Source organism: Nonomuraea basaltis, from assembly GCF_005893125.1.
Taxonomy (GTDB): domain Bacteria; phylum Actinomycetota; class Actinomycetes; order Streptosporangiales; family Streptosporangiaceae; genus Nonomuraea; species Nonomuraea basaltis.
Map to the genome: position 1 here is coordinate 25033 of NZ_VCJS01000011.1, position 22921 is coordinate 47953.

Consider the following 22921-nt stretch of genomic DNA (forward strand, 5'->3'; position numbering starts at 1 on the left):
GCGGCGGTGCCCAATCCGGCGTTCAAGCGGCGCCAGCGTGGCCGCCAGGACATCTACGTCAGCAAGGACGAAGAGGAAAGCCTGTGGTGTGACCCGTTCCAGGCGCTCGTCATCGCCGAGAGGGTCGGCCTGCTCTCCGGCCGGCCCGACGAGTTCGTGATGGTGCTGCTGGCCGCGTACACGGGGATGCGGTTCGGAGAGGTGCGCGGCCTCGAGCGCAAGTACGCCAAGCTCGGTCAGGTACGGGTGCAGTGGCAGTTGCGCGAGGCTCAGGGCAAGTTCACCCAGGCGCCACCGAAGCACAACGGCCGACGGAGCCTGCCCATCCCGCCGTTCCTGACGGCACTCATGTCCGATCAGCTCAAGAGAGTCGACCGGAAGATGTGCGACTGCGGAACGCACCGCGGCGACTATGTGTTCCGGCCACCGGGCGGCTTCCACTGGGGTCGCAGCAACTTCGCCAACCGGCTGTTCCGCCCGGCGACGGACGGGCAGCTGGTGGCGAAGGGGCCACGAGTCCGACACAGGATCATGCTGGACGTTGACGGCCGCCAGGTGGTGCGCCGCGGTAGGCGGACGATACAGGCACTGGAGGACCGGGCGGCGGAGGTGTGGCTACCGGTCGTCGACGGCCTGACGCCCCATGACCTGAAGCACTCGCACAAGGTGTGGATGGACGAGGACCTGATCCCGGACGTGGCGCAGGCGGAGCGACTTGCCCACTCCATCGCGTCGATCAAGGGCAGGGCCACGCACATCTCGGACCGCTACTCGCACGTGTCGGAGCCGATGCGCCAGCAGCTCGTGGCGGCACTGCAAAAGCGGTGGGAGGTCTCGCTGCGCCGGAGGGCCAAAACCGGCCCTTCGAGGCTTCCGATATTGCAGGAGCTTCTGCGGCCGTACCTGCGCCCCTGGGTGGTGTCCTCCCAAATTCCTCCCATCGGCGGCGCGGAGATCATAGAAATGAGAAATGACCAGGCCGTTTAGCCTGGTCATCGCCATTCTGATCTTGTGGAGCCTAGGAGATTCGAACTCCTGACTTCCTGCTTGCAAAGCAGGCGCTCTGCCAACTGAGCTAAGGCCCCTTCGACGAAGATAGCTTACCGGGCGGACGAAGCCACCTGCGTCGTACCAAGGTCATCGCTCAGCACCAAACCAGGGAAGTCGACGATCGAGTCCAGGATGTGGGTTGCGCCGCCCTTCAAGAGTCGTTCTCGGCTGTGGACGCCGGTCATCAGCCCGGCCACGATCGATGCGCCGGCTCGTTTGCCGCACAGCATGTCGTTCTCCGAGTCCCCGATGACGGCCACGTGCCGTACGTCCTCCATGCCCAGGCGGAGGACCGCATGTAGCACCATGTCCGGCCAGGGGCGGCCGCGGCCGCCGACGTCTTCGGGGGAGATGGCCAGGTCGATCTTGTCGTGCCAGCCGAGCATGCTCAGGATGCGGCTCAGGGTCTTGCGGCTGAAGCCGGTGATCAAGGCGAGCTTGATTCCGGTGCCGCGGAGCTTGTCGAGGACCTCCATGACCCCGGGCATGGGGACGAGACCTGCCCGCTCCATCGCTCCCTCATAGGAGCGCTCGAACGTCAGGTTCGCCGCCTGTGCCTGGGCCTCGTTACCGGGGAAGATCCCGCGGAAGACATCGATCTTGGGACAGCCCCGGGACCGGTGCACGTGAACCATGGCACGCGCGTACGCTCCGGTCCCGGGCACTATGCCCTGGGTCGCGATCGCCTCGGCAAAGGCGCGCTCGACCATGGCGATGTCACCGACCGTGGCGCCTGCAAGATCCAGGCACGCCAGCTTTATAGGGACGATGTCACTCATCGCCTCGCCGGTCGGTTAGTTCTCGCTGCCGGTCGCCTCGGTCCAGAGATCTAGCTCTGCGCGGTCGGCCTGCACCTTGCGCCAGATCAGCAACCCCCCAAGGGCGATCAGCGCCAGAACGAGCAGCTTCTTCACGGTGTGACCCCACTTCTTCGACGGCCTCACCTGCCGGGGGTGAGACCCAACGGTTGACAAGCAGCCTAGCAAGGGATGGCTGCGGTCCCTGTGTTGCGCACGGACCAGATGTGCGGAATGTGCGAAGAGCAAGTGTTCAGGCCCTGGTGGGGGCCACCATACCCGTCCCATCTCGGACAACGATCCGATCGTAACTACTCAGTGCGATGCTTATGTAACGGTTCAGAGTCAAGGGTGAGTCGTGGCGGTCCGGATCAGGTCCAGATCGCTCCATCTGGTCCAGATCGGGTCCGGATCAAGCGACTCGCCCGGCGCGTCACGGCTGGCCGTGACGGCCTGTCCCCGACGGCTTGCCGTAAGGCATCGCGCAACGACTCGCCGTAGGGACTTGGACGACGACTCGATCATGCCGCATATCCCGCTTCGGTGCGCATCTCCCCCGCGTCGAAGTTTCTTCCGTACCAGATAAGCCCTGCTCCGCGCCCGCGAAGCCCTGAGCGAACAAGCAGTCGTACGGGCGCAGGAATCCGTACGCCAATATGAGCCCTGGAAACTTACTGAAATACCCTAGGGGGGTAAGGTGTTAGGCTGCGATGAAGCGACGCACCGGACCGAAGACGCACATGCTAAGGAGACCGTGATGAGCACCGCCACCTACACCGTCAAGGGCATGACCTGCGGCCACTGCGTCAGCTCGGTGAAGGAGGAGGTCGGCGAGGTCGCCGGGGTCACCTCCGTGGAGGTCGACCTGGCCAGTGGCCTGCTGAGGGTCGGCAGCGAAGAGCCCGTCGACGAGGCGGAGATCGCCGCCGCGGTGGAAGAGGCCGGGTACGAGCTGGCGGGCCGCTCGTGAATACGGCCGCCAAGCTCGGCGCCTACGTCGTGGGGCTGGTCATCGTCTTCGGCGGTGCCCTGGGCGCAGGGCGTGTGGTGGGTCCGGCCGCCACCCCGGCGCCGGCCGGGGACCACAGCGCCATGGCTCCGGCAACGGGACAGACCGGACAGCCCGCGGGCCACGGCGACGCGGAGGCTGCGGGTGACGGCAGCGAAACCGAGCAGGCCGAAGGGCATGGCGACGAGCATGGCACGCCCACCACCACAGCCACGCAGCAGACCAAGAGCGACACTCCTGGGGGGCTTCAAGTGTCGCAGGACGGCTACACCCTCAACCCGCTCACCACGGCCGTGACCGGTCAGCCGATGGACTTCAAGTTCACCGTGATCGGCCCCAACGGCAAGCCGGTCACCGACTACCAGGTCGAGCACGACAAGAAGATGCACTTCATCGTCGTCTCCCGCGACCTGGCGAACTTCCAGCACGTGCACCCGGACATGACCCCCGACGGCACGTGGTCGGTCAAGCTGACGCTCCCTGAGGCGGGCGCATACCGCGCCTTCGCCGACTTCGTCCCCAAGGGCGGCGAGAAACTCACGCTCGGCGCCGACCTGCACGCCGCCGGCGACTACCAGCCCGAGCCACTCCCGCACGTCAGCGGCACGGCCACCGTCGACGACTACACTGTGAACCTCGCCGGGAACCTGGTCCCCGGCCAGTCCAGCAGGCTCACCCTCACGGTCAGCAAGGGCGGCGAGCCGGTCACGGACCTGCAGCCCTACCTGGGCGCGTACGGTCACCTGGTCGCCCTGCGCGCCGGTGACCTGGCCTACCTGCACGTCCATCCTGAAGACAGCAAGAAGGCCGGACCGGAGATCACCTTCTACGCCGAGGTGCCGAGTGGCGGCGACTACCGGTTGTTCCTCGACTTCCAGCACGGCGGCAAGGTCCGTACGGCGAGCTTCACGGTCGCGGCCACCCTGTCCGACGGGCACGTACCGTCAGCCACCCACGACCACGCCCACTGAACGCACAGGACGCGAAGAAAGGAGAGGTGATGTCTTCCCTCACCGAGGAAAGCTCCGTCGAACTCACGATCGGCGGCATGACGTGCGCGTCCTGCGCGAACCGGATCGAGCGCAAGCTGAACAAGCTCGAGGGCGTGACCGCGACGGTCAACTATGCGACGGAGAAGGCGAAGGTCACCTTTCCCGAGGGCGTCGACCCGCAGGACTTGATCAGTGAGGTGGAGAAGGCCGGTTATTCGGCCGTGTTGCCCGCTCCGCCGGTCACGGAGGCCGGGGATGAGCTTGAGGACGATGAGTTGCGGCCGCTGCGTAATCGGCTGGTCGCCTCGATCGTGTTGAGTGTGCCGGTGATCGCGATGGCGATGATCCCGCCGCTGCAGTTCACCTACTGGCAGTGGTTGTCGCTGACGCTGGCGGCGCCGGTGGTGGCGTATGCGGGCTGGCCGTTCCACAAGGCGGCCTGGACGAACCTGCGGCATGGCGCGGCGACGATGGACACGCTGATCTCGATCGGCACCATTGCCGCGCTGGGCTGGTCGCTGTGGGCGCTGTTCTTCGGCACCGCGGGCACGCCCGGCATGACCCACCCGTTCGCGTTCACCATCGAACGCAGCGACGGTTCGGGCAACATTTACCTGGAGGCCGCGGCGGGGGTGACCGCGTTCATCCTGGCCGGGCGTTACTTCGAGGCCCGTTCCAAGCGGCGGGCGGGTGCGGCGTTGCGGGCGCTGATGGAGCTGGGCTCCAAGGACGTGGAGCTGGCCGACGGCCGGCGGGTGCCGGTCGAGGAGCTTGCAGCCGGGGACCGGTTCATCGTCCGTCCTGGCGAGAAGATCGCCACCGACGGCGTGATCGTCGAGGGCAGTTCGGCGGTCGACGCCTCGCTGCTGACCGGCGAGTCGGTGCCGGTCGAGGTCCGGCCGGGGGACGCGGTCACCGGTGCCACCGTGAACGCGGGCGGCCGGCTGATCGTCCGGGCGACCCGGGTGGGCGCTGACACGCAGCTGGCGCAGATGGCCAGGCTGGTGGAGGAGGCGCAGACCGGCAAGGCCGCGGTGCAGCGGCTGGCCGACCGGATCTCGGGCGTTTTCGTGCCGATCGTGATCGCGTTGGCGGTCGGGACGCTGGGGTTCTGGCTCGGCACCGGTGATGGTGTGGGGGCCGCGTTCACGGCCGCGGTGGCGGTGTTGATCATCGCTTGCCCGTGTGCGCTGGGTCTGGCCACGCCGACCGCGTTGCTGGTCGGTACGGGGCGGGGCGCGCAGCTGGGCATCTTGATCAAGGGTCCGGAGGTGCTGGAGTCCACCCGCAGGGTCGACACCATTGTGCTGGACAAGACCGGCACGGTCACCGAGGGCAAGATGACCCTCAGCGCCGTTCACCTGGCCGAGGGGGAGAGCCGTGAGGAGGTGCTCCGGCTGGCGGGCGCGCTGGAGCACGCCTCGGAGCATCCGATCGCCCAGGCCATCGCCCGGGCGGCGAATTCGGAGGCGAAGGTGGAGGACTTCGCCAACGTCGAGGGGCTGGGCGTGCAGGGCCTCGTGGACGGTCACGCGGTGCTGGTCGGCCGTCCGCGGCTGCTGGCCGAATGGTCGCAGCATCTGCCCGTCGAGTTGGAGCGCAAGCTGGAGGCGGAGCAGGCCGAGGGTCGTACCGCGGTGGCGGTCGGCTGGGACGGCCAGGCCCGCGCGGTGCTGGTGGTGGCCGATGTGGTCAAGGCGAGCAGCCGGGAGGCCATCGAGCAGTTGCGGGCGCTGGGGCTGGCGCCGGTGCTGCTGACCGGCGACAACGAGGCGGTGGCCCGGGCGGTGGCGGCCGAGGTGGGTATCGACGAGGTGATCGCCGAGGTGCTGCCGGTCGGCAAGGTGGAGGTGGTCAAGCGCTTGCAGGGCGAGGGCAGGGTGGTGGCCATGGTGGGCGACGGGGTCAACGACGCCGCCGCGCTGGCCCAGGCCGATCTCGGTCTGGCGATGGGCACCGGTACCGACGCCGCCATCGAGGCGTCCGACCTGACGCTCGTTCGGGGTGATCTGCGGGTGGCCGCCGACGCGCTGCGGCTGTCGCGTCGCACGCTGTCCACGATCAAGGGCAACCTGTTCTGGGCGTTCGCCTACAACGTGGCCGCCCTGCCGCTGGCCGCGCTCGGCCTGCTCAACCCGATGATCGCGGGGGCCGCGATGGCGTTCTCCAGCGTGTTCGTGGTGAGCAACAGCCTGCGGCTACGCCGCTTCAAGTGAGCTCGCCGATGAGCGAGCTGATTCCCGTGAGCGAGCCGACCACCTGACGGCCGGTGCCATCGTGGCGCCGGCCGTCAGGAATATCACGCCGAGCAGCAGCCAGCCGATCGTCCCGCCGCCGAGCACGAGCGTGGTGAGCGCGACGGGCCCGAGCATCCGGGCCACCGCCACGCCGGTGCCGAAGAAGCCCTGGTACTGGCCCTGCCGGTCGTCGGGGGCCAGCCCGAAGCTGATCTCCCAGGCCCCGGCGGCCAGCAGCATCTCGCCGACGACCAGCAGGACAGCCGCCACCAGCAGGAACGCCCACCCGTACGCGCTGAGCGCGAACACCGCGCACGCCGCCAGCATCACCATCCCGGCCTGCCGCACCGACGAGGACGCTCCCCGCAGCCCCTTCACGCGCCGGGCCATCCGCACCTGGAAGAGCAGCACGCTGCCCGTGTTGATCAGCAGCAGCGCGGACACCACCCAGGTGGGCGCGGCGGTGCGCTCGGCGATCCAGAGCGGCACGACCACGCTCAGCAGCGGCATGTAGAAGAGCAGCACCGCGTTGATCAGCGTGACGGCCGCGTACGGACGATCCCTCAGCACCGCCAGCCGGGGTCCGGCGGCGGCAACCGGTGCGGGCCGGACGGCGGGCAGCCTGAGCAGCAGGGCCGCGGCCACGAGGAAGCTCACCGCGTCGAGCGCGAACAGCGTCAGATACGCGGACGGCGTCCCGAGGTACAGGGCGACCCCGCCCAGCGCGGCCCCGGCCCCCAGGCCGCCGTTCAGCGTGGCCTGCAGGACCGCCCGCGTCACGGTCCGCTCCGCGGGCTCGACCAGCCCGGCGAGCAGCGCCTGGCGGGCGGCCGACAGGCCGGTCTGCGCCGTCCCGTACAGGCAGGCCACCAGCACGAACGGTGCGAACGACCGGACGAACATGAACGATGCCACCGCCACGGCCGTGGCGATCGCCAGCAGCACGGCGACGCCGCGCGGGCCGCGCCGGTCGGCCAGGTGGCCGAGCGGGACGCCGGCCACCGAGCCGACGGCCCAGCCCAGCGTGAGGCCGAGGCCGATCTCGGTGGCCGGCAGGCCCACGATCCTGGCGAAGTAGAACGCGGAGGTGACGAGGTAGACGCCGTCGCCGACGGAGTTCGCGAACTGGGCCTGAGCCAGGATGCGCCGACTGTTCATGGCTGGTGCCTTTCCACACTTTTCATGATTTGTACGACTCCGGCGTCCTCCGCGTGCCGACGCCCGCTCGGTCATGCACCCATCTTGGAACCCAACTTGTCCCGAGATAAGATCCAATTTCCGGCAAACTGATTGGGCCAAGATGGACGTCCACGTCACCCTCGAAAGCCGGGGCGACCTGGCCGCACAGGTCTACCGGCAACTGCTCGACGCGATACTCGACGGCAGACTCAGGTCGGGCGAGCGGCTCCCCCCGACCAGGGAGCTGGCCCGCCGGCTGGAGATCTCCAGGAACACGGTCGCGCTCGCCTACGACCGCCTCGTCGCCGACGGGTTCCTGGTGGGCCGGGCGGGCGCGGGCACGTTCGTGTCGGCGGAGCCGGTTCGCGGCAGGGCCGCGCCCAAGGGCGTCGTCCTGCCCCGGGCGATCTGGCGGGGGATCGGGACACCCGTGCCCACGCCGGACGCCCCGTACGACTTCCGCGTCGGCGCGCCCGATCCCCGCCTGTTCCCGATGGAGACGTGGCGCCGGCTGGTGGCCCGCGAGCTGCGCGCCGGCCCCGCCGGTTACGGCGACCCTGCCGGGCACGAGCCGCTGAGGGAGGCCATTTCCCGGCACATCGGCATCAGCCGCTCGGTCCACGCCGGCGCCGGCGACGTGCTGATCACGAACGGCGCCCAGCAGGCGCTGGACCTCATCGGCCGCGTCCTGATCGAGCCGGGCGCCTGCGTTGCCGTCGAGGAGCCCGGCTACCCGCCTGCCCGCCTGCTGTTCCGCTCCCTCGGCGCCCGCGTGGCCGGGGTGCCGGTCGACGCCGAGGGCATAGACGTCCGGGCCATCCCCAAAACCGCCCGCATCGTGTACGTCACCCCGTCGCACCAGTTCCCCCTGGGCACGCCCATGTCGCTGGCCCGCCGCGCCGCCCTCCTGTCCTGGGCCGAGCGCCGCCGGGCGGTGGTGATCGAGGATGACTACGACAGCGAGTTCCGCTTCGGCGAGCGGCCGCTCGAACCCCTCCAGAGCCTCGACCGCGCCGGCCGGGTGATCTACGTGGGTTCGTTCTCCAAGACCCTGCTCCCCATGCTCAGGCTCGGTTTCCTCGTCGCCCCCGCCTCGCTCGCCCCGGCGCTGCGCGCCGCCAGGCGGCTGTCCGACTGGCACAGCGAGCTGCCGACGCAGGCGGCCCTGGCCCGCTTCATCGACGAAGGGCTCCTGGCCAGGCACATCAGGAAGGCCACCCGCGAGTACGCCGCCCGGCACGCCCTGATCGCGGAAACACTCAAGGAAGACGAGCGCCTGCGCCCGATCCCGTCCACCGCGGGCCTGCACCTGTGCGCCCGCCTCGCGCCCGGCGTGTCCGTACGCCCCGCGCCCGGCCTGGCGCTGGAGCGGCTGGAGGCGTACTGCGGCGAGACCCCGGCCCAGCCGGGCCTGGTCCTGGGCTACGGCGCCATCAGCAAGGAGCGGATCCCCGAGGGCCTGCGACTCCTCAGAAGATCGCTAATGATGTCGCCGGCTCCAGAACCCCCGATTCCGCTCCCCTGAGATCTCCTGGTCGTCCGGCGCCGACGGCTGCTGCACGATCACGACCGTGGTCCGCGCGTGCCGGGCGCAGTACATGCTGGTGGACGGCAGGAAGATCCGGCTGAGCAGCCCGCGCCGGCTCCGGCCGAGCACCAGCAGATCGCCCTCCCGGGCCAGGTCGACGAGATGGTAGCCGGGATCGCCGACCCGGCCGGCCACCGCCGTCTTGAGATCGTCGGGCACCCCGCCCGCGACCTCGTCGAAAGCTGCGGCGATGACCTCGGCGCAGCGGGCCTCCTCACCCAGCCTGACGGCGTGCTGCACGGGCAGCGCCTCAGGGAAGGGGTGCACGGGTGCGCGGCTGACGTGCACGGCGACCAGGGCCATCCGGTGGAGCCTGGCCACCCCGATGGCCCAGGCCAGCGCCCAGCGCGAGGCCGGGGACTCGTCCACCCCCACGATCAGCCTCGCACCGCCGGGCAGATCCTGTTCCACGGTGCCTCCTGTAGGAATACGACCATAGTGCGCCTACCCACTGGTTACCGGGAGGTGCCAATTGCGAACTCTGGAGTCCTCAACGGAATTCTGGAGTCGCCAACGAACGCAGGCGTAGCATGCGGGGGTGGAACGAGGGTGGGTGCAACCCCGTCCCGCCCTCGACCGGCGGCTCGACGGGGCGCTGACGCACAGGCTCACCTCGCTCGTGGCGACAACAGGTTACGGGAAATCCATCGCGCTGGCCGGGTGGAGCCAGGCCGTCGGCGCGGTGTTGCACCGGCTCGGCCCCGCCGACCGCGACCTCCCGACGCTGGCCGGGGCGGTGGCCGCGGCGCTGTCGGAGGCGGTGCCCGGGCTGCCCGCCGACCTGGTGACGACAGCGCAGGCGCCGCTCGGTCCCGACGCCGACGAGCTGTCCAGGGCTGCGGCGCTGGCAGGTGCGCTGGCCGAGGCGCTGTCCAGGCGGCTGCGGCGGGGGCTCGCCCTGGTCTTCGACGGCGTCGAGGCGATCTCGGACGCGCCCGGGGCCGTGCGTTACGTGGAGACTCTGGTCCGGGCCGCGCCCCGGCACCTGCACCTGGTCACCGCGTCGCGGGTGCCGCTGCCGTTCCCGACCGCGCGGCTGCGCCAGGACCACGAGGTGCTCGACTTCGACGCGACCGGCCTGGCGCTCAGCCCCGAGGAGACCGCCGCCTGGGCCCGCGACCGGCTGGGGGAGGCCGGCGCGGCCGTGGCCGCCACGCTGCACGACGCCTGCGGCGGCTGGCCCGCCGCCGTCCAGGCCGCGCTCGACGCGCTGGCCCGGGAGGATCCCGCGACGTGGCCTCGTACCGCCGCTGGCCTGGCCGCGACCTCCGCCACGCTCGAACGCCTCACGCTCGACGCGTTCAAGGACCTGCCCGCGACCATGCGGGAGCTGCTGCGCGCCGCCACCGTCCTGCCCGTGCTGACCGGCGGCCTGGCCGCGGTGCTCGGCGCGCCGCCCGACACGCTCGACTCGCTGACCAGCCGCGGCCTGTTCCTGGAGGCCTGGCAGGACGGCCACCGCCTCACCCAGACCAGCGCGCACATCCTGGCCAGGCACGCCCCGCTCGACCGGCACGAGGCCCACGACGTGGCGGCCGTCGCCGCCCGCTGGTACGCCGAGAACGACCAGCCCGAGCTCGCCCTCCGCGCCGCCGTCGCGACCGCACACCCCGGTCTCGCCGCCTCCCTCCTCGACTCGTACGGCCTGCGCCTGGCCGAACGCGGTGACGTGGTCGCCGCCCTGGACCTGTTACCCGAGGCCGCCAGGAGCTCGCCCCCGATGCTCAAGCTGGCCGGCGTCGCCGAGCAGAACCGCGGCCACTGGACCCGCGCCCGCGACCTGCTCGCCCGGGCCGCCGAGGGCCCCGCGTTCGACGCGTTCGTGGCCAGGCGGCTGGGCCTGATCGACCACCTGCGCGGCGACTACGACGCGGCGATCGCCATGTACCGCAGGGGAGACGAGTACGGCTTCCCGCCCGCCGACGCCGCCATGTGCGCCGCCTCCAGGGCCTCCGTGCTGTGGATGAAGGGCGACCGGGCGGGCTGCGCCGAGCTGGCCGACCGGGCGCTGGAGCAGGCCAGGAGCCTGGGTGACCCGGGCGCCCTGGCGATGGCGAACACGGTGCTGGCCATGCTCGCCGCCCTCGACGGCGACCGCCGCGCCAACGACGCCCACTACCTGCGGGCCCTGGAGTACGCCGACCGCGCCGGCGACGTCTTCCAGCTCATCCGCATCCGCGCCAACCGGGCCTCCCGTCACCTGGACGAGGGCGCCTACGCCGAGGCCCTGGCCGAGACGGACCTCGCCGCCAGGCTGACGGACCTGGTGTCGTTCGCCCCCTACGCCGCACTCAACGCCGCCAACCGGGCCAAGGCGCTGATCGGGCTCGGCCGCCTGGAGGAGGCCGCCACCGAGGCCGCCGCCGCGGTGGCCGGGTGGGAGGCGATGGGCTCCAGGCTGGTCGGCTACGGGCTGGGCCGGCTGGCCGAGATCCACGCGCTGCGCGGCGACCGCGCGGCGGCGGCCGCGATCTACCGGCGGATCATCGCCGAGGCGCCGCCGGACGACGTGCAGAACCTGTCCAACGCGCTCAACGCGCTGGCCGAGCTGCTCGCCCACGACGACCCCGACGAGGCGGTCCATGTCGCCGAGCAGGCGCTGGAGCACGCCGAGGGCATCGCCGGAGTGACGGCCCGGGTCGTGAGCGCCCGCGTGGCGCTGGCCGCCGGGCGGCCCGGCGAGGCCCGGGCGATGCTCGACGAGACCGAGCCCATCGCGGTCGCGCGCCGGGGTCACGCCGCCCAGGCCGCCATCGCCGAGCTGCGCGCCCGGCTCGACGGCGATCCCAAGCTCGCCGACGAGGCCGTGCGCAAGTGGGCGATGCTCGGCGACCCGATCGGGCAGGCCAGGGCCGAGCTCGTCAGGGCCGCTCTGGCCGATCCCGCGACCGGCCGGGACACCGCCGCGAGGGTGCGCGAGCGCATGCACGCGATCGGCTGCCGGGCGCTCGACGATCGGATCGACGCGCTGATCGCCCGCGCCGCGCCCGAGCCGGGGGCGCGGGTGGTCGTCGAGACCATGGGAACGTTCCGGGTGCTGCGGGGCGGCGCGCCCGTCGCGCGTACCGCGTGGCAGTCGCGCAAGGCCCGCGACCTGCTGAAGATCCTGGTCAGCCGGAGGGGGAGCGGGATCAGCAGGGAGCGCCTGGTCGAGATCCTCTGGCCGGAGCAGGAGGACGAGGCGGTCGGGCTGCGGCGGCTGAACGTCATGGTCTCCACGCTGCGCGCCGTCCTCGACCCCGAGCACGAACGGCCGGCCGACGAGATCGTGGTCTCGGACGAGGGCGCGCTGCGGCTGGACCTGTCCAACGTCGACGTCGACGTCGAGAGATTCCTGGAGCTGGTGGCCGCCGCCGTACGGCTCGACCAGGCCGGCCGGACGGCCGAGGCGCTGGAGCGGTGGGCGGCCGCCGAGAGCGCGTACAGTGGCGAGTTCTGCGAGGAGGACCCGTACGCGGACTGGGCCGTGGGCCTGCGCGAGCAGGCCAGGCTGGCGTACGTGCAGGCCGCGGCCAGGCTCGCCACCGCCCGCGCGAGCGAGCGGCGCCACGACGAGGCCGCGCGTTACTGGCTGCGGCTGCTGGAGCGCGACCGCTACGACGAGCGCGCCCACCTCGGCCTGGTGCGGGTGCTCGACCTGGCGGGCCGCCGCGGCGACGCTCGCAGGCGCTACCACCTGTACGCGGAACGCATGCGCGAGCTGGAGGTCGAGCCCGCCCCGTACCCCACCTGAACCAGACCTGAACCGGTCGGCGAGATGGTGCTCCATATGAGAACGGTCATCGTTCGGCTGGTCGAGCCCGAGCAATCCGGCGGCCAGCTCCGCGGGCTGCTCGAAGAGGTCGGGGGCGAGCAGGTCGCCTTCAGCGGGACCGAGGCGCTGCTCGGCCTGCTGACCGCCGCCGCCGGAATCGAGCAGGATCCGGCCTGAACCTCCCGCGAACCTCCTTGCAGCACCATGACGCAAGTGAGAGGAGGCGCGATGAGCGAGCAGCTGGGGAGCGGATGGCCGTTCGTCGGGCGAGGGGGGCCGCTGACGACCGTGCGGGAGACGCTGCGGTCGGGAGCAGGCGTGATGATCGCCGGCGAGGCAGGGGTAGGCAAGAGCAGGCTGGCGGCGCAGGCGCTGGCCGGGCTGAAGGAGTACGCGGTCGTGCGCGCGCTCGGCACGGAGACCGCGTCGATGATCCCGTTCGGCGCGTTCGCGCACGTGCTGACCGGCCCGCCGGAGGGCGGCGAGAACCTGCTGCGCTGGGCCGCCCGCCTGCTGCACGGCTCGGGGCGGGGCCGGCTGCTGGTGAGCGTGGACGACGCGCACCGGCTCGACCCGGCCTCGGCGGCGCTGCTGCACTACCTGGCCGAGAGCGGCGAGGCGAGCCTGCTGGTGACGGTACGCAGTGGCGAGCCGCAGCCGGCCGCGGTGGCCGCGCTGTGGAAGGACGAGCTGATCGCCAGGATCGAGCTGCCGCCGCTGACCTCGAACGAGGTCGGGGAGGTGCTCGCGGGCGCGCTCGGCGGCGAGGTGGCCGCGGACACCGTACGTCATCTGGCCGGGGTCAGCGGGGGCAACGTGCTCTACCTGCGCGAGATGGTGCACGCGGGCCGCACTTCGGGGTGCCTGGCCGAGCGGGACGGGCAGTGGCGCTGGCGGGGCGAGCTGTCCATGACCACGCGGCTGCACGAGCTGGTGAGCGACCGGATCGGCCATCTCGACGCGGACGAGCGCGAGGTACTGGAGCTGGTGGCGTTCGGCGAGCCACTGGGCACCGAGCTGCTGGCGTCGCTGACCTCGGCGCGGGCGGTGGAGCGGGTGGAGGACCGCGGCCTGGTCGTGACCGTGGGTGAGGGCCGGCGGGAGCACGTGCGGCTCGGCCACCCCCTCTACGGCGAGGTGGTACGCGCCGACTGCGGCGTGCTACGGGCCCGGCGCCGGCAGCGGATGCTGGCCGAGGCGCTGGAGGCCACGGGGCTGCGGCGGCGCGAGGACCAGCTGCGGGCGGCCGTGTGGCGGCTGGACAGCGGCTCGGCCGCCGGTTCGGGCGCCGAACCCGAGATGCTGCTGTCCGCCGCGAACCTGGCCTGGGCCAGGCGTGATCCCCGGCTGGCCGCGCGGCTGGCCAGGGCCGCGCTCGACGCGGGGGCCGGGGTGGCGGCGGTGGCGCTGCTCGGCCAGGTGCTCATGGTGCTGGGCGACGCGGACTCCGCGCTGGCGGCGCTGCGGCAGGCCGCCAGGAACGCGGTGACCGAGAGCGAGCGCGCGCAGCACGCGTTCAGCCTGGGCATCAACCTGGCCTGGGCGGGCGCGGACGCGGAGGCGTGCCGGGTGCTGGACGCGGTGGCGGAGGCGCTGACGGAGCCGGCCTGGCAGCAGGAGGCGCACATCTACCGCGGCGTGGCCGACTTCCTGGCCGGCCGCCTGACCGGGGCCGCCGGGTCGCTGGCCCGGGCCCTCGCGTGCACGCCGATGACGGTCAGGGGCGCGGCGCACGCGGCCGGCCTGGAGGCGTGGATCGGCGCTTACTCGGGGCGCTTCGAGCACAGCCTCGTGGTGGCCGAGGAAGCGCTGGCGGGCGTGGCCGGCTGGGGGGACGAGGCGCCGCACGCGCTGCCGACGCTGCTGGACGCACGCTGCGCCGCGCAGGTGTTCTCCGGGAGGCTGGAGGCGGCCGCGCGCTCGGCGGAGGAGGGCATGGAGCTGGCCGCCGCCGAGCTGTCGGTGTCCGGGTTCGGGGCCTACCGGGCGCTGGTCAGCAGGTTACGCGGGGACGCGGCGGGGGCCGTCAGATGGTGCCGCGACGACGCCGTCAGGCTGCCGGCGCGCACGCCGTACCTGGGCAGGTGCCTGGGCGAGCTGGCCCACGCGCTGGCGTTGCTGGGCCGGACGGCTCAGGCCCGCGCCACGCTCGCGGAGGCGGAGGAGCTCGCGGCGCGCTGGCCGTTCACCCGGCAGCCGGTGCTGCAGGCGGCGGTCTGGGTGGCGGCGGCGGGAGGCGCCCTGGACGAGGCGGTGAGCCTGTGCCTGTCGGCGGCCGACCTCGCGGAGAAGCACGAGCAGCTCGGCCCGCTGATGTTCGCGCTGCACGACCTGGTGCGGCTCGGCGTGCCCCTGCTCGCCGCCGACCGGCTCTCCGCACTGGCGGAACGCATGGACGGGCCGCTGGTAGGGCTCCTGGCCAGGCACGCTCGGGCCGCGGGGGACCCGGACGAGCTGCGGGCGGTGGCCGGGGAGTTCGAGGGGCTCGGCCTGGTGCTGTACGCGGCCGAGGCCACCGCGCAGGAGTCGGCCGCCTACCGGGACGCCGGCCGGGGCACCCTGGCCAGGGGCGCGCAGGCCAGGGCGTGGGCGCTGGCCAGGCGCTGCCCGGGCGTCACGACGCCCGCGCTGGTGGAGCTGGCCACGCCGGAGCTGACGCCGCGGCAGCGGGAGATCGTCCAGCTCGCCGCCGCCGGGCTGACGAACCGGGAGATCGCCGACCGGCTGACGCTGTCCGCCCGTACGGCGGCCAACCACCTGCAGGCCGCCTACGACAAGCTCGGCGTCAACGACCGCACCCAGGTCGGCCGCCTGCTCGCGGCGCTCTGACCGCGCGCCTCAGATGAGTCCGAGCAGGCCGTCGTAGAGGATCTCCCGCTCGCTCTCGGAGAGCACCTTGTACGGCGTCCCGGCCCGCACGTTCGTGTCCGCCTCGACCACGGCACGCAGCAGCCCGTCCGCCAGGCCGACGATCTCGGCCGCGGACAGGCCCGCTGCCCGCCATGCCGCGGCGTGCGCGTCCGCGCGGTGGTATCGGAGCACGGCCAGCCGGTTGAACAGCACCAACCCGGGCGCCGCCCCGCCCGGCTCGTACGGTGGCGCCACCAGCTCCAGCGCGCCGCCCGGCACGCGCTCCGCTGTGGCCCGGCCCAGCACCCTGCCTGCCAGGCCGGCCAGCCCCGGCAGGTCGTGCCCGGCCCAGACGCGCTCGGTCGTGGCTTCGTGCAGCTCGTACAGGCGGTGGATGAACGCCAGCCCTTTCTCCGTAACCCTGAGCACGCCGTCGCCGTCCTCGGTCAGCGTGGCCTCGCGCAGGTGCCCCTGGATGTCGTCCTGCTCGGCCGCGTCGGCGTACCGGTAGATCGCGCCGAGCTGCGCCCGGGTCACGGGGTGCAGGGGGAGCATGAACCGCAGGTCGGCTAGCAACCCGGGGGTCACGCCGGACGCCTCGGCGAGCTCGGTGACCGCCCGCCGGGCCGAGGCGTGCACGTCGACGTGGGCCGCGTTGATGACCGGGGCGATCGCCGCCGCGTATTCGGACAAGTCCTGAAATTTCGGCATCGGCCGCCATTATGCCGCCGTTGGGGCGCCAAGACCGGGCACTCTTCCGAAGCGGTCGGCGCTGGCGCATCGTCGCCGTCTGGTGCCTGGCGGGCAGGTTCTCCGCCACCCGGCCGCTCGTCGCCAGGGCCCTCAGCCGGTGGGGGCACGTGATTACTCGACGGTGCGCAGGATCTGCTCGATCGACGTCGTACGCGCCCGCAGCTCGGCCAGGTCGGCGGCCACCCGCTGCTGGGCGTCCATGGTGTTCTCGGAGAGCTGCTCGAACCGGCGCACGAGCCGGCGCAGATCCTCGGCCTGGGAGGCCTCGAGCTTCGCCTTCCGCATCTCGAACGTGCCCACGACGAAGAGGGCGATCAGGAAGGCGACCAGGACCAGCACGCCGAGGTAGAAGATGGCCTCGGGCCAGGACATTGCCCCATCCAGCATCAGGAGTGCTCCTCGGCTCCAGGACCCTTTCCCGGGTCCGACCTGGTCAGTGTCTTCGCCGCCTCGGCCAGCGCCGACGCGGTCAGGTGCAGGCTGAAGTCCGTGACTTCGTAGTACTTCATGGCCTTGCCGTCCTCCGACAGCTCCAGGCTGCCGGCGATCAAGCCTGCCGCCTCGAGCCGCCGCAGGTGCATGTGGAGGAGCGGGCGGCTCACCCCGATCTCGCGGGCCAGATGGCTCACGTAGTCACGGCCGTCGGCCAGCCGCGCGACGATGCGCAACCGCAATGGATTGGCCAGCGCCGCCAGCATCTCGACCAGATCGTCGCCGGTCGGCCCGGCCGCAGTCATAAGGCCCCGTCAGGTGTAAGAATTTCTTTACAGGGGGAACCGTAGCATTCGGCACGTGCGACGGCAACGGCGACGGTCAGCTCGCGCGACCGGCCACCGCGACGTCAGCTCGCGCGACCGGCTACGGCCTCCGGCGCCCGCGCGGGCCGGCCGGTGGCGGCGTCAGCCGGGCGGGCGCCCAAGGTCAGCCCCAGCGCCAGGCAGATCAGCGGGATCGCCGGGATCACGTACCGCACGTCGTAGGCCGCCAGGAACGGCGGAGCCGCGATGAGCGCGAGCGCCGCCAGCGCGGGCAGCAGGGCGTCCCATCGCCGTCGCACCAGGGCCAGCGCCAGCGCGCCCGCCAGGGCCAGCACGAGCAGCGGGAACGGCGCGTACCCGAACCGCTGATAGGCGCGCAGCCACCCGGCGAACGGCTCGACGACGCGCGTGGCGGCCGGCCCCGCCTCGTACGCCTCCGCGATGCCCCGCACCGACCCGCTGATCGGCCGCTCGGCCGCCGGCAGCTTGTACGGCGTCTTCTCGTCCACGGCCGTGCGCTCCCAGCGCAGCAACTGCCCGAGGTCGGTCGCGACAGCGCTCAGATAGCCGCCGGGCTGCGCGAGGATGGCCTCCCTGGCGAACTCCCCGGCCAGCTTGTTGCGATTGGCCGTCCCCGGCACCTTGAGCAGCGGCGAGAAGCTCTCCCACAGCCAGTGGGGCGGGTAGGGGCGCTGCTCGACGGGCATCTGGGGGCAGAGCACGGCCAGGCGCTCCGGCGGCTTGATCACGTCGCAGTCGGCGAAGCTCATGGTCCTGGACCACAGGAAGTTCCCGTCCGCCTCGGTGAGGGCGAACTTGCCCTTCTCGACCTTCGTCCAGGTGGCGTACGCGCCCAGGGGAATCACCCCGGCCACGACCAGAGCCAGCAGCGGGCGCCAGCCGTAGCGCCTGATCAGCAGGTAGGCGGCCGTCAGCAGCAGCAGCGGCAGGCCGATCGTCCTGGTGATGCCGGCCAGGCCGAGCAGCGCCCCGCCGACGGCGGCCGTGGCGGGGGTGACGCGCCACACGATGAGCGCGACGGCGGCCGTGACCAGCACGATGAAGATCGCGTCCGCCATGATCATGTGCTCGAGGAGGATGAGGAACTCGTCGTACAGCAGCGGGGTGACCAGCAGCGTGGCGCCCCAGCCGGGCAGGCCGCGCCGCCTGAGCAGCGCGTACACCCCCACCGCGAGCGCCAGCATCAGCAGGTGCTGCAGGACCGTCACCAGCGTGAGGCTGTGGGCGGGGCGGAGCACCGCCAGCAGCAGGGAGTATCCGGACGGCCGGGTCGTCCCCGGCGTCAGCTCCTCGCGCAGGAAAGCGAACGAGTCGCCGTAGAAGAGCAGCGCGGGCGGGTAGCCGAGCACGGCCAGCACGCGCAGCCCGATGGCGGGCAACATGGCGATGACCAGGGCGCGGTGAGCCAAGGCGGTTCTGCTTCCTCGTGTGCGGGATTCTCACCATAGCCGCTTCGGTCACGGGCGCGGATTTCGTGGCGGCGCGGGGCACCGCGTTGCTGCGGTTCGCGTACCTCACGTGCGGGTCCGACGAGGACACCGAGGACCTGCTGCGGGCCCACACCGTCCGAACCGGCCGATCTCGGGGACCTCGGCGACGGGCTGATCGGCGTGGGGCTGAGCATCCGGTGATCAGGTAAACCCGCCCTCCGGAGGGTACGGGGCTTGTCGGAGGCCATTTCCGAATGACATTCTGGAATTGCCCCGGTCACCCATGCGGCCCCTCCGGAGGACACATGACAGCCGTCATCGACAAAGAGGCCCTGTACCGGAAATACCGCGAGGAGCGCGACAAGCGGCTCCGCCCCGACGGCAACGACCAGTACCTGCGCCTCACCGGCCGCTTCGCGCACTACCTCGCCGACCCGTACACGCCGAGGATGGAGCGCGAGCCGAAGGCCGACCACGTGACGGTCGCGGTCATCGGCGGCGGCTTCGCCGGACTCGTGACCGGTGCGCGGCTGAGGGAGGCCGGGGTCGGGGACGTACGCCTCATCGACAAGGCCGGCGACTTCGGCGGCACCTGGTACTGGAACCGCTACCCCGGAGCGCAGTGCGACACGGCGTCGTTCGTGTACATGCCGCTGCTCGAGGAGACCGGCCACATGCCGACCGAGAAGTACGCGCACGCGCCCGAGATCTTGGAGCACTGCCGCCGCATCGGCAAGCACTACGGCCTGTACGACAACGCGCTGTTCCACACGGAGGTCCGGCAGCTCGAATGGGACGCGGCCCGATCGCGCTGGCACCTGTACACCGACCGGGGCGACCACTTCACCGCGCAGTTCGTCACCATGGGCGTCGGCCCGCTCCATGTGCCCAAACTCCCCGGCATCCCCGGAATCCAATCCTTCCGCGGTCATTCCTTCCACACGAGCCGCTGGGACTACGCCTACACCGGCGGCGACCCGTCGGGCGCGCCCATGGACCGGCTGGCGGACCGGCGGGTGGCCGTCATCGGCACGGGCGCGACGGCCGTACAGTGCGTGCCCCACCTGGCGCGGGCGTGCAAGGAGCTGTACGTGTTCCAGCGCACCCCGTCGTCCGTGGACGTGCGGGACAACCGGCCGACCGACCCCGAGTGGTTCGCGCGGATCGCCACGCCGGGCTGGCAGCAGCGCTGGCTGGAGAACTTCACGGCCGTGCAGACCGGCGGCCTGGCCGAGGAGGACCTGGTGATGGACGGCTGGACCGACATCGCCCGCCGGGTCCGCGCCAAGATCAAGGAACTCGACGAGCTCACCCCGGAGAAGCTGCTGGCCGCGTTCGAGGACTCCGACTTCGAGAAGATGGAGGAGATCCGCGCCCGCGTCGACGCCGTCGTCGAGCACCGGGAGACCGCGCGGAAGCTCAAGGCGTGGTACCGCCAGCTCTGCAAACGCCCCTGCTTCCACGACGAGTACCTGCAGGCCTTCAACGTCCCCGGCACGCACCTCGTGGACACCGACGGCAAGGGCGTCGAGCGGATCACCGAGACCGGCGTCGTCGTCGCGGGCAGGGAGTACGAGGCCGACTGCGTCATCTACGCCTCCGGCTTCGAGGTCGGCACCGACTACACTCGCCGGGCCGGCTACGACCTGGCCGGGCGCGACGGGGCCAGGCTGTCGGAGCGCTGGGCGGACGGCATGCGCACGCTGCACGGCATCCACGTGCACGGCTTCCCGAACGCCTTCCTCGTCCAGCCGGCCCAGGGCGCGAACCTCATCTCCAACATCCCGCACAACCTCACCGAGGCGGGCCGGACCATCGCCGTGATCGTCAAGCACGCCCTCGACCACGGCTTCGCGGAGGTCGAGGTCACCAAGGCCGCCGAGGACGCGTGGGTCGAGCTGCTGCTGTCGGGCCCCGGCACGCTGCTGGGCTCGCCGGACTGCACGCCCGGCTACTACAACAACGAGGGCCGCCAGGATCTCGGGCTGCGGAGCTGGCTCAATGTGGGCTATCCGCAGGGCGCGATGGCGTATTTCGCCTATATCGACGAGTGGCGGTCCTCGAACGCGTTCGAAGGGCTCGAGTTCCGCCCCTGATCGGTGGCCGGCCCTCAAAACGGCCCCAAAGGTAAACCCAGCACTACTGCCTCGCCCTCCTACCGGCGGATACGGTCACAAAGTGCTCAACAGGACCGCGCTGGAGGCGCTCACCCGGCGGCCGCTGCCGTTCCTCGGCTCGGCCTGGCCGTGGCGGTGCGTGGCGTACCTGCTGGCCAGCGTCGTCCCCGGCGCGGCCGTCGGGTTCGTCGCCGCGGCCACGCTGCTCGTCCCCGAGCCGCTCCGCGTCCTCACGGGGCCGGCGGCCCTGGCGGTGTGCGTCCTGCCCGTCGCCTGGTTCGAACGATGGCGGCTGCGGCTCGTCGACGGTGTACCCCTGCCTGAGGTGCCGGACCGGCGCAGGCGGGAGGCCGGGCTGGCGGTCATGACGCTGCTCGCGATGTGGTGGATCGACCTGCTCATGGTCGCGTTCACCGTCGCAGGACCCCTGTTGCTGGTCCTCACGCCTGTCGTCCAGCCGACAGTGACGCCGTTCGCCGGCGCCGCGGCGAGCGTGGTCGGGGTGCTGCTGGTCCCGGTCGCCGCGTACACGGTCACCGCCTGGGGCGGCGCCAGGGGCGCCATGGTCAGAGCGGTCCTGGCGCCCCAGGGGTCGGAATTGAGCGAGGTGCTGCGGTCGCGGGCGCGGCTGGTGGACGCGTTCGAGATGGAGCGCCGCAGGATCGAGCGGGACCTGCACGACGGCGCACAGCAGCGGCTGGTCGCGCTGTCGATGACGCTCGGCATGGCCAGGCTCGACCTGCCCGAGAGCTCGGATGCGAGCCGGCTGATCGGGCTGGCCCACGACGAGGCCAAGCAGGCGCTGGCCGAGCTGCGCGAGCTGATCCGCGGGGTGCACTCGCCGATCCTCACCGACCGGGGGCTGGCGGCCGCCGTACGCGACGTGGCCGGGCGCTCCCCCGTGCCGGTCGACGTCGACATCGAGGTGCCGGGGCGGCTGCCGGTGCCCGTGGAGGTCACCGCGTACTACGTGGTCAGCGAGGCACTCGCGAACCTGGCCAAGCACAGCGGGGCCACCAGGGGCGCCGTCACCGGCCGGGTCGAGCGCGGCCATCTGGTCGTCGAGGTACGAGACGACGGCGCCGGCGGCGCCGACCCGGCGAAGGGCACGGGACTGACCGGCCTGGCCGACCGGCTGTCCGTGGTGGGAGGAAGATTGTCGCTGTTCAGCCCGGTCGGCGGGCCTACCCTGGTCCGCGTGGAGATCCCGTGCGCGTAGTGTTCACGGAGACGACCCGCGTGGAGATCCTGTGCTCATAGACGCAGTGCTCATGGAGACGACCCGTGTGGAGATCCGGTGCGCGTAGTGATCGCTGAAGATGCCGTGCTGCTCAGGGAGGGCCTGGCCGGGCTGCTCGAACGCTTCGGCCACACCGTGGTCGCCTCGGTCGGCGACGCGCCAGGACTGCTCGCCGCCGTCGACGAGCACCGGCCCGAGGCCGTGGTGACCGACGTGCGGATGCCGCCCGGCTTCACCGACGAGGGGCTGCGGGCCGCGCTGCAGCTCCGCGCGCGATATCCCGAGCTGGCCGTGCTGGTGCTCAGCCAGTACGTCGAGCAGACGTACGCGGTCGAGCTGCTCGACTCCGGCGCCGGAGCCGGCATCGGCTACCTGCTGAAGGACCGCATCGGCGACGTGCGCGAGTTCGTCGACGCGCTCGACCGGGTGGCCGCGGGCGGCACGGTCGTGGACCCCGAAGTGGTGCGGCAGCTCCTGAGACGGCGACGCGATCCCCTGGACCGGCTCACCCCGCGCGAGCAGGAGGTGCTCGGGCTGATCGCGGAGGGACGCTCGAACGCGTCGATCGCGAAGGAGCTGTTCGTCACCGAGGCGGCCGTGGCCAAGCACATCGCGAACATCTTCGCCAAGCTCGACCTGCCGCCGGCCGCCGACGGGCACAGGAGGGTGCTGGCGGTGCTGGCGTACCTGCGCCAGGGGTGATCAGGTGATGCAGAGCTCGTTGCCCTCCGGGTCGGCGATGGTGATCCACCAGTTGGGCCCCTGGCGGCCGCGGTGCAGCACCTTCGCGCCCTTGGCGGTCAGCTTCTCGACCACGGACTCGATGTTGTCGGCGCCCACCCGGATGTCCAGGTGCACCCGGTTCTTGACCGTCTTGGGCTCGGGCACCTGCTGGAACAGCACACGTGGCGCGCGTTCGAGGCCGTCGGGGTGCCTGATGGCCGTGCCGGACTTCCACACGAGCGCGCCGCGGTGGGTGGTCGTGTCGTCGTCGGTGGCGTAGCCCTTCTCGATCATCTGGCGGATGAACGTCTCGTCCTGGGGCTCCACCTGCCATCCGAGCGCGTCGGCCCACCAGTCGGCCAGCGCGTGCGGGTCGTTCGTGTCGATGACGACCTGGAAGTCATATGCCATGTGCCGATCATA

20 protein-coding genes and 1 tRNA gene are annotated in these 22921 nt (G+C 71.8%); 11 read left to right on the forward strand and 10 right to left on the reverse strand.

Annotated features, from left to right (window positions below; all coding sequences use genetic code 11):
* Nucleotides 1-6: 6 nt before the first annotated feature.
* The gene (locus EJK15_RS07400) at nucleotides 7-987 is read left to right on the forward strand and encodes a site-specific integrase (protein WP_138709631.1); all 981 of its coding nucleotides are present in this window, start codon (nucleotides 7-9) and stop codon (nucleotides 985-987) included.
* 25 nt (nucleotides 988-1012) lie between these two features.
* Here EJK15_RS07400 and EJK15_RS07405 read toward each other — a convergent pair.
* The 3 genes from EJK15_RS07405 to EJK15_RS74250 form a co-directional block, all read right to left on the reverse strand.
* A tRNA-Ala gene (locus EJK15_RS07405) sits at nucleotides 1013-1085 on the reverse strand.
* A 15-nt stretch (nucleotides 1086-1100) separates the two neighbouring features.
* Nucleotides 1101-1829: an HAD-IA family hydrolase gene (locus EJK15_RS07410; RefSeq protein WP_138709632.1), complete on the reverse strand. Its 729-nt coding sequence runs from the start codon at nucleotides 1827-1829 to the stop codon at nucleotides 1101-1103.
* Between the two features lie 15 nt (nucleotides 1830-1844).
* Nucleotides 1845-1964: a DLW-39 family protein gene (locus EJK15_RS74250; protein WP_020542320.1), complete on the reverse strand. Its 120-nt coding sequence runs from the start codon at nucleotides 1962-1964 to the stop codon at nucleotides 1845-1847.
* Nucleotides 1965-2604: 640 nt separating this feature from the next.
* Here EJK15_RS74250 and EJK15_RS07415 point away from each other — a divergent pair.
* From EJK15_RS07415 to EJK15_RS07425, 3 genes are read left to right on the forward strand one after another with little or no spacing between them, the layout of a single operon-like run.
* Nucleotides 2605-2817, forward strand: a complete 213-nt coding sequence (locus EJK15_RS07415; RefSeq protein WP_138709633.1) for a heavy-metal-associated domain-containing protein — start codon at nucleotides 2605-2607, stop codon at nucleotides 2815-2817.
* Complete coding sequence (locus tag EJK15_RS07420; RefSeq protein ID WP_138709634.1) at nucleotides 2814-3827, forward strand: hypothetical protein; 1014 nt, start codon at nucleotides 2814-2816, stop codon at nucleotides 3825-3827. The genes EJK15_RS07415 and EJK15_RS07420 overlap by 4 nt, the downstream gene beginning before the upstream one ends.
* A gap of 29 nt (nucleotides 3828-3856) precedes the next feature.
* A complete protein-coding gene (locus tag EJK15_RS07425) occupies nucleotides 3857-6064 on the forward strand; it encodes a heavy metal translocating P-type ATPase (RefSeq protein ID WP_138709635.1) in 2208 nt (735 codons plus the stop codon).
* Here EJK15_RS07425 and EJK15_RS07430 read toward each other — a convergent pair.
* Nucleotides 6047-7243, reverse strand: a complete 1197-nt coding sequence (locus tag EJK15_RS07430; protein WP_138709636.1) for an MFS transporter — start codon at nucleotides 7241-7243, stop codon at nucleotides 6047-6049. The genes EJK15_RS07425 and EJK15_RS07430 overlap by 18 nt on opposite strands.
* A gap of 142 nt (nucleotides 7244-7385) precedes the next feature.
* Here EJK15_RS07430 and pdxR point away from each other — a divergent pair, with 142 nt between their 5' ends.
* A complete protein-coding gene (gene pdxR / locus EJK15_RS07435; protein ID WP_138709637.1) occupies nucleotides 7386-8789 on the forward strand; it encodes a MocR-like pyridoxine biosynthesis transcription factor PdxR in 1404 nt (467 codons plus the stop codon).
* Here the strand turns inward: pdxR and EJK15_RS07440 are convergent.
* Entirely contained in the window at nucleotides 8745-9263 is a 519-nt protein-coding gene (locus EJK15_RS07440; RefSeq protein ID WP_138709638.1) for a universal stress protein, read from the reverse strand. The two genes, pdxR and EJK15_RS07440, sit on opposite strands and share 45 nt — an antisense overlap.
* 127 nt (nucleotides 9264-9390) lie before the next feature.
* Here EJK15_RS07440 and EJK15_RS07445 point away from each other — a divergent pair, with 127 nt between their 5' ends.
* Genes EJK15_RS07445 through EJK15_RS07450 form a run of 3 tightly spaced genes read left to right on the forward strand, consistent with a single transcriptional unit; the run spans nucleotide 9391 to nucleotide 15435 of the window.
* The gene (locus EJK15_RS07445; RefSeq protein ID WP_138709639.1) at nucleotides 9391-12585 is read left to right on the forward strand and encodes an AfsR/SARP family transcriptional regulator; all 3195 of its coding nucleotides are present in this window, start codon (nucleotides 9391-9393) and stop codon (nucleotides 12583-12585) included.
* Between the two features lie 36 nt (nucleotides 12586-12621).
* Complete coding sequence (locus EJK15_RS70285) at nucleotides 12622-12783, forward strand: hypothetical protein (RefSeq protein WP_171074161.1); 162 nt, start codon at nucleotides 12622-12624, stop codon at nucleotides 12781-12783.
* 51 nt (nucleotides 12784-12834) lie between these two features.
* Entirely contained in the window at nucleotides 12835-15435 is a 2601-nt protein-coding gene (locus EJK15_RS07450) for a LuxR C-terminal-related transcriptional regulator (protein WP_138709640.1), read from the forward strand.
* A 9-nt stretch (nucleotides 15436-15444) separates the two neighbouring features.
* Here the strand turns inward: EJK15_RS07450 and EJK15_RS07455 are convergent, their stop codons facing one another.
* The 4 genes from EJK15_RS07455 to EJK15_RS07475 form a co-directional block, all read right to left on the reverse strand.
* The gene (locus tag EJK15_RS07455; RefSeq protein WP_138709641.1) at nucleotides 15445-16167 is read right to left on the reverse strand and encodes a hypothetical protein; all 723 of its coding nucleotides are present in this window, start codon (nucleotides 16165-16167) and stop codon (nucleotides 15445-15447) included.
* Nucleotides 16168-16320: 153 nt separating this feature from the next.
* A complete protein-coding gene (locus EJK15_RS07465; protein WP_240776812.1) occupies nucleotides 16321-16596 on the reverse strand; it encodes a hypothetical protein in 276 nt (91 codons plus the stop codon).
* Nucleotides 16596-16946, reverse strand: coding sequence for an ArsR/SmtB family transcription factor (locus tag EJK15_RS07470; protein ID WP_138709642.1), 351 nt, complete (start codon nucleotides 16944-16946; stop codon nucleotides 16596-16598). The genes EJK15_RS07465 and EJK15_RS07470 overlap by 1 nt, the downstream gene beginning before the upstream one ends.
* A gap of 104 nt (nucleotides 16947-17050) precedes the next feature.
* The gene (locus EJK15_RS07475) at nucleotides 17051-18397 is read right to left on the reverse strand and encodes a hypothetical protein (RefSeq protein WP_138709643.1); all 1347 of its coding nucleotides are present in this window, start codon (nucleotides 18395-18397) and stop codon (nucleotides 17051-17053) included.
* A 326-nt stretch (nucleotides 18398-18723) separates the two neighbouring features.
* Between EJK15_RS07475 and EJK15_RS07480 the strand changes: the two genes are divergently transcribed.
* The 3 genes from EJK15_RS07480 to EJK15_RS07490 all read left to right on the forward strand — a co-directional run bounded on the left by EJK15_RS07480 (nucleotide 18724) and on the right by EJK15_RS07490 (nucleotide 22477).
* On the forward strand, nucleotides 18724-20514 hold the full coding sequence (locus EJK15_RS07480) for a flavin-containing monooxygenase (RefSeq protein ID WP_138709644.1): 1791 nt from the start codon (nucleotides 18724-18726) through the stop codon (nucleotides 20512-20514).
* A gap of 82 nt (nucleotides 20515-20596) precedes the next feature.
* Nucleotides 20597-21754, forward strand: a complete 1158-nt coding sequence (locus EJK15_RS07485; protein WP_240776813.1) for a sensor histidine kinase — start codon at nucleotides 20597-20599, stop codon at nucleotides 21752-21754.
* 78 nt (nucleotides 21755-21832) lie between these two features.
* Nucleotides 21833-22477: a response regulator gene (locus tag EJK15_RS07490; RefSeq protein WP_138709646.1), complete on the forward strand. Its 645-nt coding sequence runs from the start codon at nucleotides 21833-21835 to the stop codon at nucleotides 22475-22477.
* Here EJK15_RS07490 and EJK15_RS07495 read toward each other — a convergent pair whose 3' ends face one another.
* The gene (locus tag EJK15_RS07495; protein WP_138709647.1) at nucleotides 22478-22909 is read right to left on the reverse strand and encodes a VOC family protein; all 432 of its coding nucleotides are present in this window, start codon (nucleotides 22907-22909) and stop codon (nucleotides 22478-22480) included. It lies immediately after the preceding gene.
* Nucleotides 22910-22921: the final 12 nt, after the last annotated feature.